This is a genomic window from Actinotignum vesiculae, assembly GCF_051267215.1.
In the GTDB taxonomy this organism is placed as follows: domain Bacteria; phylum Actinomycetota; class Actinomycetes; order Actinomycetales; family Actinomycetaceae; genus Actinotignum; species Actinotignum schaalii.
This window is the reverse complement of record NZ_JBOZGG010000009.1, coordinates 86,762-99,088: the sequence shown is the minus strand read 5'-3', so window position 1 is coordinate 99,088 and position 12,327 is coordinate 86,762. Positions and strand designations below refer to the sequence as shown.

The window sequence follows — 12,327 nt, the reverse complement described above, 5'->3', positions numbered from 1 at the left end:
CAAAAATTACGATAGACGGGTTGCTTGATAAGCGTGGGATTATTGATGTTTGCGTTCACTGTGCGATGACTGGCCACTACGGGTTGGTTGGTGTTTGTTTGGTTGTGGCGGTGGTTATAGCGGCAAGGGTATACGCCCGGTCTCTTTTCGAACCCGGTAGCTAAGGTTGTTTGCGCTGATGGTACTGCACTCGGTGGGGTGTGGGAGAGTAGGTCGCTGCCGCCATGTTTTGTTAGTGTGTGGGGTGTTAGTCCTGTTGGGGCTGGCACCCCACACACGTGTTTAACCCACAAGGCCACAGTGAACCGACGAATAGGTTTTTGCATAATCTAGACGCGGTGAACTACTTTGATTTAAAGTAGTTCAAGGAAGTCACGTAGTTGTGACTTTCGTTGGTTGCGCCACGCAAATGGGAACTGGGCGTGGCGACCGATATTGTGGTCAAGCAAGGAGCTTGATCACAGGAAGGCTACGCCGTGTTGAATATTAGAAAACGCGCAGCGGCTGTCACAGCTACGCTCGCTGTTATGTGCGGGGGGGTCTTGCTTCCGCTAGCTTCGCCTCGGAAATAGGTCCGAATGGTGCTGACGGAAGCTCCGATTATTCTGCGCCTGTCGGGGAGCATCTCACCGCAACGTGGGACTCTCTTTCTGGAACTCTGACCGTCTCGGGTTATGGTGAACTTGACCGCGAACAATGGCTAACGGTTAAAAAGCCACATTGCGAGAATAATACTGCACCGGCGAACCGGATTAATTTCGAGCCGGACACGGATAAGACAATTTCATTCCCTCAGTATTCAAGCATTTTGTTTAGTCAATGCGCCGCTGCTGATATCCAATTCCCAGAGAAGGGCATTGATACCAGCAAGGCTACAACGATGATGGCAATGTTCAACGGTGCTGCAAAGGCGAATCCCAATGTGGCCAATTGGGATACTCGAAACGTTACCGATATGAACAGCATGTTCCTCCATGCAACGAGCGCAGATCCGGATGTCTCTAGGTGGAACACCGGAAAAGTCACCGACATGCACTCAATGTTCCGAGATGCTACCTCGGCGAATCCAGTCGTAACCGGCTGGGACACCTCGAATGTGACAAATATGAGTGATATGTTCTACCAAGCCACACGTGCCAACCCTGATGTGACGGCGTGGAAGACCGGCAACGTCACCACAATGGCAAATATGTTTTGGAGTGCAGAATCTGCTAACCCGAACGTTGCGAATTGGGACACCAGCAAGGTGACAGACATGGACTCCATGTTTGCTCATGCCAAGCAAGCGAACCCAGACGTTTCGAACTGGGATACCGGGAACGTCACCACAATGGCAACTATGTTCAAGGGCGCGAAGTCGGCCAATCCGAATGTAGCCAGCTGGGATACCAGCAAGGTCACTGATATGAGTTCGATGTTCGCGAGTGCTTCTATGGCTAACCCCGATACGTCGAAGTGGAAGACCGGCAACGTCACCACAATGGCAAGTATGTTCGAGGACGCAAGCTCAGCTAATCCAAACGTTGCCGACTGGGACACCAGCAATGTCACGAATATGAGCTCCATGTTTGCTAATGCCACAAAGGCGAATCCCGATGTCTCGAAATGGGATACCGGGAATGTTACAGACATGAGCAGGATGTTCACATGGGCTTTTGCGGCTCAGCCGAACGTCACTAATTGGGATACTGGCAACGTTACAAATATGAATAGCATGTTTGCCGTTGCTGTCTTCGCGAATCCCGATGTCTCAAAATGGAATATGGGTAAAGTAACCGATATCAACCAGATGTTTGAGATGGATAACTTCGCGCAGTTCCTCGATATTGCAAACTGGGGCACCCTTCCTGCCTCGCTTGATTCAGTTTTTGCGACGAGCTCACCCGCGGTCATTAGACTCACCGGTAGCCAAGTGAAAGCACTTGCGCAGGGGAGAAATAACTTTAAGTTCCAGAAAGACGTTCCCTTTAATATCGTGGAAGAGAGCGAATCTGCTGATGTTCCGCTTCCGCTGAGATCAGAAGCGGTGCTTGGTCAGAACGCTAACGAACTCTTCAGTATCGCCGATACACTTCGCGATGACGCGGTGTACTACGTGCGCCCGAACATGATGGTGGGAGTCACGGTTGCGCCATTGAGCGTCGTGGAGGGGAGCCCGGCGCCTATCCTGGAGCTCACGACCAATCCCGAAGGATTCTCGACGTGTCTGGAAGGCCAACCTGCTCTGACATACACCACGGAAACTAAACCCGGTGAATATCCGATCACCCAAGGAAGCGTGAATGTTAAAGCCGAGTGTGCGGCGGGGTACGGAATCACATTTAAGGATTCTACGTTGACCGTAACAGCTCGCGAAGTCACGCCACCGGCACCGAAGCCGACTACGCCGGTGCCGGATCCGACTGAGCCTGCTAAACCGAAGCCGACTACGCCGGCACCGAAGCCGACTCCGTCCGTTCCGAACACCGGCAATATGTTCTACGTTTCGAATAACTGGACTTCCACGGTGGCTGAGCATATGTTTTCTTACGGTCGCGCCGGTGACCAGGTACTCGTCGGGGACTGGGATGGTGACGGCGTGGATACCTTTGCGGTGCGCCGCGGAAACATTCTGTACGTGAAGAACTCCGTGCAGGGAGGTCAGGCTGATCACGTCTTCTCCTACGGTCGTGCTAGCGATGAGATCGTCGTCGGTGATTTCGACGGGGACGGTAAGGATACTTTCGCGGTGCGCCGCGGGAATGCTTACCATGTCCTCAACTCGCTGCACAGCGGGGCTGCCGACCAAGTGATCTACTACGGGCGTGCCAATGACGCCGTCTACACCGGTGATTTCGATGGCGACGGCGTGGATACCTTTGCGGTACGCCGCGGCAATATGTACTACGTCAAGAACAGCATTGCCTCGGGTGTGGCCGATAGCGTCTTCTCCTACGGGCGGGACGGTGACACGACCCTCCTGGGTGATTTCGATGGCGACGGCGTGGATACTTTCGCGGTGCGCCGCGGAAATACCATCTACGTGAAGAATTCCCTGACGCCCGGTGATGCCGATCGGGTCCTGGCCTACGGGCGGGTTTCTGACACCCTTTACATCGGTGACTGGGATGGAGACGGTATCGATACCCCGGCGGTACGCCGCTAAATCTCCGTGACGCTCCGGCTACGTTGTCTTCTAGTCGGGCAAGGGCCCCGCTCCGCTTCGTGAGCGGGGCCCGCTTATGTGCGGCTAGCCGGATCGGCTCACATAGCGACAGTTAGGTGGATGCGTCGCCAAGGCTCAACCTTGTCGTAAGGGTGTGGTACCGTCCGATACATGATCGGCACGCCGCCTTCGGATAGCGACATGCACGCGGGTTGCTCGCGGGGGCTAGCTGCGCCGTCGTACCTTAGGTACACGCGAAATGGAGGTAAGAATGAAACGATGGGGAGCGCTGTGCGCGGTGCTCGGACTTGTCCTGGGCGCCTGCGGAACCACCGGGAAAACCGAAGGGAATTCCCCGAAAGAAGGCGCCGCATCCGCACCGGCCGCTGAAGCGCAAGCATCCGCGCCCGTCACCACCGCGGTAGCCGTGCCCGATCCGCGCAGCCTCACCGGAATGGTGAGCGTCGATCCGCTCCCCGAACCGCATCCGGCGCAGCCCGCCGCAGTCAACCTTCCCGTCACGATCACGGACGCCAGCGGCGCGAAAGTGACCGTAACCGATGCTTCGCGAGTGGTGACCCTCGATATGTCCGCCGCGATTTCGCAAACGCTCCTCGCCCTCGGGCTGGGCAACACCATCGCGGGCCGCACCGTATCCGATACCGAGCCGAGCCTCGCGGACGTGCCGGTGGTCACCGAGAGTGGGCACAGCGTGAACGCCGAGGCAGTACTGCGCCTCGCCCCGACCCTCATTCTCACCGACGGCACTATCCGCGGGGCCGAAGGTGCCCTCGCGCAACTCGAAGCGTCCGGTATTCCGGTGGTGCGGCTAACGCGTGCAACAAAGTTCGACGACGCGCCCGCCCGCGCGGCGGAAGTCGCCCGCGCCGTGGGAGCCGGGCAGGCGGGTGAAGAACTGGCCGCCCAGATTTCCCAATCCATCGCGCAGGCGCGGATCGACGTTGCCCAGCTGGCCCCGGCCGACCCGCTGCGCATGGTCTTCCTCAATATTCGCCCCCAGGCCGGGCTGTTTATGCTGCTCGGGAGCGAATCGGGTGCCAGTGACGTGATTGACGCGGTGGGCGGGCGCGATATGGCCGGGGAAGCGGGAGTCACCAAGGCCCGGCCCGCCAGCCAGGAAGCCCTGCTCGTGGCCAACCCGGAAGTTATTATCGTGATGACCAACGGGCTGGGCGCGCTCGGCGGGATCGAGGCGCTCGAAGGGCAACCCGGGATCTCGCAAACCGACGCCGGTAAGAAACAGCGCGTGCTCGCCATCCCCGATAATCTTTCCCTCGGATTCGGTCCGCAAAGTGGCGATCTTATTCGCGCAATGGGCCAGGCGCTTTACACTGCCCAGTAGCGGCACCAAGCCGGCAGCGGCGGGAGCGCATTGCCGGCACGTAGCGGTACAACGCCGGTAGCGGTGGGAGCGCATAGCCGGCAGCGGTAGGAACACGCCCCGCGCCGCGAGAAACGCGGGCGGTAGTGTGCCCGCGGCAGCACAGCACGAAGGGAAAGTACGAAAGGACAGTGAGAGGATGACCGTGGCCCAGCGCCCTAGCTCGCGCGAGGGACATCCGCATTCTTCGCCAGCCGGGCATGCCGCCCGGTCGGCACAAGGCCCCAGCTCACGGCAGCGCCCTGGCCCGCGCGGAGCGGATCCGATTTCCGCACCCGGGCGCCGCGCCGCGCTCATCGCGGCCTGCCTGCGCCTGGCCACCATTGCGGCGATTATTGCCGGGTACGTGACGGCGGCTCACACCAGCGCGGCACCGCTGAACACCGGCCACCTTTGGCTCGCGGCCGGCTTCTTCGCCCTCGCCGCCGCCTGCGCGGTAGCCGAACGAGTGGGCAGCACCGGGGCAGCCCGCGCGGAGGAACGCCGGCTGCGCGGCCGGCTCCTTGAACGCACCTTCATGCTCGCCCGCACCGGCACCCCGACGCCCTATACCGCCGGGCGGCTCCTCCCGCTCCTCACCGATAGCGTCGAACGCATCACCAACTACCGGCAGGGCTACGTGGGCACCACCATCGGCGCGCTGCTCGCACCGTTCCTCACCCTCGCCTTTATCGGGATCGCCATCGATCCGGTGATCGGCTTCGGCGTGATGGCAGCCCTCCCGCTTATCCCCGCCGGCATCGGCCTCTTCTTCCGTTTCTTCCGCCGCGCCTCCAGCGAATCGCGCCGCGCGCGCGACACCCTCGTGGACAGCTACCTCGACGCCATCCGCAATATGACCACCATTCGTCTCTTTAACGCCGGGGAACGCACCGAAGCCGACCTGGCCCGCCGCGGCGAAGCCAATCGCCGCGCCATTATGCGGATGCTGGCCGGCAACCAAATCGTCATTATCGTGATGGACGGTCTGGTCGGGCTCCTCCTCATCTGCCTGACCGCCGGACTCACCACCGCCCGCGCCGCGCACCTAGCCCCGTGGGAAGCCCTCGCCGTGGCTCTCCTCGCGGTGGTACTCCTCGAACCGCTCTCGCAGGTAGCCGGCTTCTTCTACATCGGGATGGGCGGGCGCGCCGCCCAAAAAGCCATCACCCGGTACCTCGCCATCGCTCCGCGTATATTGCACGACGGCGCAGCTGCGGCTCCCAGCACCACCGCGAATGACGGTGCGGCGGAGAGCGACGGCGCCACCCCGCCTGCCAGCGCCACCCCGCTTATCACCGTGAATAACGCCGCGGTGAATTACGGGCGCGAAGAGGTGCTGACCTCGGCGAATCTGCGCGTGGCGCGCGGGGAACGCCTCGCGATTGTGGGAGTGAGCGGAGCCGGGAAATCCACCCTGCTCGCGCTGCTGCGCGGAGCCCTGCGCCCGCAAGCCGGGAGCGTGCAGATTGGCGCGATCCACGTGGATGCCGAGAGCGGTGACCTGGCGCAGTTGCGCGCGCGCAGCGCCGTCGTCGCCCAAACAACGTGGATGTTTACCGGAAGCCTCGCAGATAACCTGCGCCTGGCGCGCCCGGATGCCACCGCGGAGCAGATGTGGGAGGCACTGCGGCGCGCCCAGGTCGCCGAGGACGTGGCGCGCATGCCGGAGGGGCTCGATACCTATCTCGGGGAAGATTCCGCTTTGATTTCCGGCGGGCAGGCCCAGCGCATCTCCCTGGCGCGGGCGTTTTTGGCCGGGCGCACCCTGCTGCTGCTCGACGAGCCCACCGCGCAGGTCGACCTCGAATCCGAAGACCGGATTTGCGCGGCGCTGGCGGGGCTGGGGCCCGAGTACACGCTCGTCATGGTCACGCACCGTCCCGCCTTGGCGGTGCTGGCGGACCGGGTGGTGCGGGTCCGCGATGGAATTCTCGAGGAGGTCAGCGATGTCCATGCCGAGTAATAATGCCGCGCTGCGCACCGTGCTGCGCTGGCTGCTCTCCCTCACCCGCCCCGTTCACGGCCCGCTCGCCCTCTCCACCCTGTGCCGGGCCGCCGGTCAGGTGGCCGATATTGGGCTGTTCGCGGTGGCGACCTACGGGATGGTGGCGGCCGTGAGCAGCGGCGGGGGAGCGGGCTTCCTCTGGGTTGTGGCCCTCCTCGCGCTCCTCAAAGCCGCCCTGCGCTACCTCGAACAATTCACCGGGCATTACGTGGCTTTCCGGGCCCTCGAACTGCTACGCACCCGCGTTTTTGCCAGCCTGTGGCCCAAGGCCCCCGGGATTATGGCGCGCTCGCGCTCGGGGGATATTGTTGCTTCCCTCACCCGCGATATTGACCGCATCGAAGTGGTCTACGCCCATACGGTGGCACCGGTGGTCTGCGCCTACTTGCTTACCCCCGCGGCGCTGCTGGTGGGCGGCGCGCTGCTCGGGTGGAACGCGATGGCGCTGCCGGCCGTGGCCGCGGCGCTAGCACTTGCGGTTATCCCTTACGCGGGTACCCGGCGCGCGATTGATGCGACGACGGCGCAACTCGCCGCCCGCGCCGATCTGGCCGCGCATGTGACAGATTCGCTCTACGGCCTCGAAGATGTGCTCGTCTTCGGCCGCACCGCCGACCGCGTGCACGAAACAGCGGCCCTGGGGGCGAAAGTCGCCACCGGTGGATCTTTCCCGGCCTGGGTGGCCGGGCTGCGCCGCGGGGCCAATATTATTGCCGCCGGCATGAGCGCGGCGTGGATAATCGCGGTGGGGGTGAGCGATCCGAGTATCTCGCTGCCGCTCGCGGCGGCCGGCGCGGTGGCGGCGCTGCGGGTATGGGAAGGCCCCCAGGCTCTCGAAGATGCGGCGTCGTCCCTCGATGCTTCGCTGGCGGCCGCGCGGCGTATTTATGCCCTCGCGCACGCGCCCCAGCCGTGCCCGGACGGCCCTGGGATCCTCATGCCCGAACGTGGACTCTCCGTGGAATTCGACGACGTCCACTACACCTACCCAGAGCGCGAGCGCGAGGTGCTGCGCGGGGTGAGTCTGCGCATTCCCGCCGGCTCCCATACGGTGCTGGCCGGGCGTTCCGGCTCGGGCAAATCCACCCTGGTGCATCTGGTGGAACGCTACGATGACCCGACATCCGGGACGGTGCGCATCGGCGGGATTCCCACCACGGACCTCAACGTCTCTTCGCTACACGCCTGCGTGGTGGGGGTGTCCCAAAAGAGCCAGATCGTGGCCGGGAGCATCGCCGATAACCTGCGGCTCGGAGTACCGAAGGCCACCGAAACGGAGCTGTGGCGCGCCCTCGGTGTGGCCGGGCTAGATAGCGATGTGCGGGCCATGCCGGAAGGATTGAATACCCGGGTGGGAGGCGGTACCTCGCACGGGCGACCCACCGGATATGCGCTCTCGGGCGGGCAGGTGCAGCGCCTGTGCCTGGCCCGCGCCGTGCTTATGCACCCGGCCGTCCTCATCCTCGATGAATTCGCCGCCGCCCTCAATAGCGAACTTGAAGCGCGCATCCGCGCCAATCTGCGCGCCGCCCTGCCCGAAGCCACCATTATTGAAGTGAGCCACCGTCTTGATGCGGTGCGCGAAGCCGATACTGTGGCGGTGCTCTCCGGTGGGCGCCTGGTGCTGGCCGGCTCGCCCGCAGAGGTCACCGAAGCGCGGGTGCGGGAAGCGGTGCGGGAGAACGGTACTGCGCCGCGCCATTAGCGTTCCGTACAACATTAAGGCAAGATAGACAGGATGAGTGGACAGCGCGGCAACCAGGGGCACGCGGCCACCGCGCTCCCCGCGGTGCCCGGCGCGCCAACAGCGCCGACCCTGCCCGCCGGCATTAAAGCACGCCGCCACCGGCGCTTCTGGACGTTCCTCATTCTCACCGTACTCCTCGCCTTGGGCATGCTCCTTTCCGCACACCTGGGCCAATTCCCCGTCACCGTGGGGGATGTGGCGCGGGCCGTTGCCGCCCGCTTCGGGCTGGCTGCGCCCCCGGAAGACCCCCTCGTCATGGCGGCGCTCTGGAATATTCGCTTCCCCCGCATCTGCTTAGGTGTCCTGGTGGGCGGGGCGCTCGCGGTGGCCGGCGCCGTCATGCAGGCGGTTTTCTCCAACCCGCTGGCCGAACCGGGAATTATCGGGGTGTCCTCCGGATGCGCTTTCGGAGCCGCCCTCACCATGGTTTTTGTTCCCGGAGCCCTGGGCGGTTTCTCGGTACCGCTGGGGGCCTTCGCCGCCGGGCTCGTCACCTCCGCCACCGTCTACCTGCTGGCGCGCTCGCACGGGCGCGCCGAAACTCTCACCCTGGTGCTTACCGGCATCGCCGTGACCGCGGTGGCCTCCGCCCTCACCTCCATCGCCACCTACCTGGCCGATACCAATGCCCGCGAACAAATCGTGTTCTGGCAGATGGGCTCGCTGGCCGGGGCCTCCTGGTTCCAGGTCGCCGTGGTGGGCGCGGTGGTGGGCATCGGTATCCTCGGCGCCCTCGCGCTGGCCGGCCGCCTCGACCTGCTCAGCCTGGGGGAGCGCGAAGCCGGGCACGTGGGCGTGAACGTCGCCGCCCTGCGCGCCGCCGCCATCGTGCTCACCGCCATCCTCACCGCCGCCGCCGTGTGCTTCGCCGGCGTGATCGGTTTCGTGGGCCTCATTGTTCCGCACGTGCTGCGCCTCCTCATGGGGCCGATGAACCGGATGCTCATCCCCGCCGCGCTCCTGGGCGGGGCGGTGCTCCTCACCTACGCTGACCTCGCGGCCCGCACTCTCGTACCCTTCGCGGAACTCCCCATAGGAATCTTCACGGCACTGGTGGGCGGTCCTACCTTCTTCATCCTGCTACGCAAGAACCTGCGAGGTGCCCGTGGTTGATCTCTTCTCCGCGGTGGACGGGCCGGCCGGGGCGCTTCGCGCCGAGCACCTCAATTTCGCCTACGGTACCCACCGGGTTCTCCACGACGTCAGCATTACCGCGCGCCCCGGGCGCGTCCTCGGGGTGCTCGGCCCTAATGGCACCGGCAAATCCACCCTGCTTTCCCTGCTGGCCGGCGACCTCAGCCCCACCTCCGGGCAGGTGCTCATTGGCGCCACCTCGGTGACCTCCCTTTCCTGGCGGGAGCTGGCGCGCCTGCGCGCCGTCATGCCGCAAAACTCCACCTTCCCCTTCGCCTACCTGGTGCGTGACCTGGTGGCCATGGGCCTCGGATCCGGGAACGGGGCCGGGCGAGGCGGCGGCGCAGCACGGGGCAACGGTGCCGGGCGTGGGAACGGGGCGGCAGGCGTAAGTACCAGTACCCAGAACGGGGCCGGCACCAGCAGGGCTGCGGACGCTGCCATTATCGACGCCGCCCTGCGCGCCGCCGACGTCACCCACCTCCAGGACCGCGATGTCACCCGCCTCTCGGGCGGCGAACAGGCCCGCGTGACCTTCGCGCGGGTGCTTGCCCAGCGCGCCGGGGTGGTGCTCCTCGATGAGCCGACCGCCGCCCTCGATATTTCCCACCAGCAGCGCCTCCTTGAGCTATGCCGGCACCTGGCGGCTGGCGGGCACACCGTCGTCGCCGTGCTGCACGATATTCAACTGGCCGGCGCGCTCTGCGATGACGTGGTCCTCTTGCATCACGGCCGGGTGGAAGCGGCCGGCACCCCGCGCCAGGTACTCACCTCTGAGCTACTCACCCGGGTATACGAATGGCCGATCCGAGTGGAGACGCTGCGGGATGGGACCATCGTCGTCGTTCCCACCACCGCAACCACCACCGCAACCACGTCCGCAACCACGTCCGCAAAGTGAGAAGGCAATTCTCACTACGTGGACACGGCTAGACTAAGGACCACGGCGGCACCGCCCGCCACCACAACACACGATACGAAGGGGAATAATGGCGCAGCTGCGATCGGCAACCTCAACAACAGGCCGGAATATGGCCGGGGCGCGGGCACTCTGGCGCGCCACCGGGATGGGCTCGGAAGATTTCGGAAAACCGATTATTGCCATCGCTAATTCCTTCACCCAATTCGTTCCCGGGCACGTGCATCTGCGCAACGTCGGGAAAATCGTGGCGGACGTCATCCAGGCGAACGGCGGGGTGGCGCGCGAATTTAATACCATTGCCGTGGACGACGGCATCGCCATGGGCCACGAGGGCATGCTCTACTCGCTACCCAGCCGCGAAATTATTGCCGACTCCATCGAATATATGTGCAATGCGCATACCGTGGACGCCCTCGTCTGCATTTCTAATTGCGATAAAATTACGCCCGGTATGCTCATCGCGGCCATGCGCCTGAATATTCCCACTATTTTTGTGTCCGGTGGTCCCATGGAGGCGGGCAAGCCGGTGGAAGGCGTCGTCGATCATAATATTGACCTGATCGACGCCATGGCCCTGGCCGTGGACGATTCCATCACGGACGATGAGCTCGCGCGCGTGGAAGAAAACGCCTGCCCCACCTGCGGTTCCTGCTCGGGCATGTTCACCGCAAATTCTATGAATTGCCTGACCGAAGCGCTGGGCATGTCCCTTCCCGGCAACGGCTCGACCCTCGCCACCGCCACCCGACGCCGCCGCCTTTTCGAGGAGGCCGGGAAACGCATCGTCGCGCTCACGAAACGTTTTTATAACGACGACGACGCCAGCGTGCTGCCGCGCAATATTATGACGAAAGCGGCATTTACCAACGCCATGTCCATGGATGTGGCCATGGGTGGCTCCACCAATACCGTGCTTCATATTTTGGCCATCGCGCAGGAAGGGCATGTAGATTTCACGCTCGCGGATATTGATGCGCTTTCGCGCCGGGTGCCCTGCATGGTCAAGCTCGCCCCGAATTCCACCGAATTCCATATCCAGGACTTCCACCGCGCCGGTGGGATCCCGGCGCTGCTCGGGGAAATGTACCGGGCGGGCATGCTTGATGATTCGGTGCACTCGGTGCATTCCGATGACCTGAAATCCTGGTTGGAAACCTGGGATATCCGCGGGGTGGCGCCCTCCGAGCAGGCCCGTGATCTTTTCAGCGCGGCGCCGGGGAACGTGCGCACCACCCGCGCATTTTCGCAGGATTCCACCTGGGAAAGCCCGGATGTGGACGGGGAGCACGGCTGTATTCGCAGCGCTGATCACGCCTATACCAAGGATGGCGGGCTATGCGTGCTGCGCGGGAACCTTGCCGAGGACGGTGCAGTTATTAAGACGGCCGGGATTAGCGAAGAGCTTTTCCATTTCGAAGGGCAGGCCCGAGTGGTCGATTCCCAAGAGGCCGCCGTCGAACTTATTTTGTCCAAAGCGGTGGAACCGGGCGATATTGTGGTGATCCGCTACGAGGGCCCCAAGGGCGGGCCCGGGATGCAAGAAATGCTCTATCCCACCTCCTACCTCAAGGGCTTGGGGCTCGGGAAGGTATGCGGGCTCATTACCGACGGGCGTTTTTCCGGGGGAACTTCGGGCCTGTCCATCGGGCATGTGTCCCCGGAGGCGGCCGCGGGCGGCAATATTGCGCTGCTGCGCGAAGGTGACCATATTATTATCGACGTGCCCACCCGGTTGCTCGCCATGGATGTGTCCGAAGAAGAACTGGCCGAGCGGCGCGCCCAGATGGGGGAGCTGCCCTGGCGCCCGGAGAAGCGGGACCGGCATGTTTCTAAGGCGCTGCGGGCCTACGCGATGATGACCACGTCGGCGGATCGCGGGGCGGTGCGGGTGGTGGACGGCCGGGTGGATTAGGAGCCCGGCGCGCGCCAGGCCGCGGCCGTGGGTTCGCGGGCCGGTGCCTCCACGCTGCCGTGCGCGGGCCCCGGCCCG

General features: G+C 63.7%; 7 protein-coding genes and 1 rRNA gene. All 8 read left to right on the top strand.

Features of this window, described 5'->3' with window-relative positions:
* Positions 1–106 precede the first annotated feature (106 nt).
* The 8 genes from rrf to ilvD all read left to right on the top strand — a co-directional run bounded on the left by rrf (position 107) and on the right by ilvD (position 12,249).
* Positions 107–225: ribosomal RNA gene (rrf, locus tag ACRQHG_RS06255) — 5S ribosomal RNA — on the top strand.
* Between the two features lie 583 nt (positions 226–808).
* Positions 809–3,145 carry a BspA family leucine-rich repeat surface protein gene (locus ACRQHG_RS06250; protein WP_435719820.1) on the top strand — a complete coding sequence of 779 codons (2,337 nt, stop codon included), beginning with the start codon at positions 809–811 and terminating at the stop codon, positions 3,143–3,145.
* Between the two features lie 271 nt (positions 3,146–3,416).
* On the top strand, positions 3,417–4,508 hold the full coding sequence (locus ACRQHG_RS06245) for a heme/hemin ABC transporter substrate-binding protein (protein ID WP_435719819.1): 1,092 nt from the start codon (positions 3,417–3,419) through the stop codon (positions 4,506–4,508).
* A 184-nt stretch (positions 4,509–4,692) separates the two neighbouring features.
* Positions 4,693–6,492 carry an ATP-binding cassette domain-containing protein gene (locus ACRQHG_RS06240; protein ID WP_435719818.1) on the top strand — a complete coding sequence of 600 codons (1,800 nt, stop codon included), beginning with the start codon at positions 4,693–4,695 and terminating at the stop codon, positions 6,490–6,492.
* Entirely contained in the window at positions 6,476–8,239 is a 1,764-nt protein-coding gene (locus ACRQHG_RS06235; RefSeq protein ID WP_435719817.1) for an amino acid ABC transporter ATP-binding/permease protein, read from the top strand. Before ACRQHG_RS06240 ends, ACRQHG_RS06235 begins: the two co-directional genes overlap by 17 nt.
* Before the next feature lie 33 nt (positions 8,240–8,272).
* A complete protein-coding gene (locus tag ACRQHG_RS06230) occupies positions 8,273–9,394 on the top strand; it encodes a FecCD family ABC transporter permease (RefSeq protein WP_284890557.1) in 1,122 nt (373 codons plus the stop codon).
* Positions 9,387–10,316: an ABC transporter ATP-binding protein gene (locus ACRQHG_RS06225; protein ID WP_435719816.1), complete on the top strand. Its 930-nt coding sequence runs from the start codon at positions 9,387–9,389 to the stop codon at positions 10,314–10,316. Before ACRQHG_RS06230 ends, ACRQHG_RS06225 begins: the two co-directional genes overlap by 8 nt.
* Before the next feature lie 88 nt (positions 10,317–10,404).
* Positions 10,405–12,249 carry a dihydroxy-acid dehydratase gene (ilvD, locus tag ACRQHG_RS06220; RefSeq protein ID WP_435719815.1) on the top strand — a complete coding sequence of 615 codons (1,845 nt, stop codon included), beginning with the start codon at positions 10,405–10,407 and terminating at the stop codon, positions 12,247–12,249.
* Positions 12,250–12,327 lie beyond the last annotated feature (78 nt).

Coding starts and splice junctions, on each gene's coding strand:
- ACRQHG_RS06245 (WP_435719819.1), top strand. CDS start 3,417: ATGAAACGATGGGGAGCGCTGTGCGCGGTGCTCGGACTTGTCCTGGGC.
- ACRQHG_RS06235 (WP_435719817.1), top strand. CDS start 6,476: ATGTCCATGCCGAGTAATAATGCCGCGCTGCGCACCGTGCTGCGCTGG.
- ACRQHG_RS06230 (WP_284890557.1), top strand. CDS start 8,273: ATGAGTGGACAGCGCGGCAACCAGGGGCACGCGGCCACCGCGCTCCCC.
- ilvD (WP_435719815.1), top strand. CDS start 10,405: ATGGCGCAGCTGCGATCGGCAACCTCAACAACAGGCCGGAATATGGCC.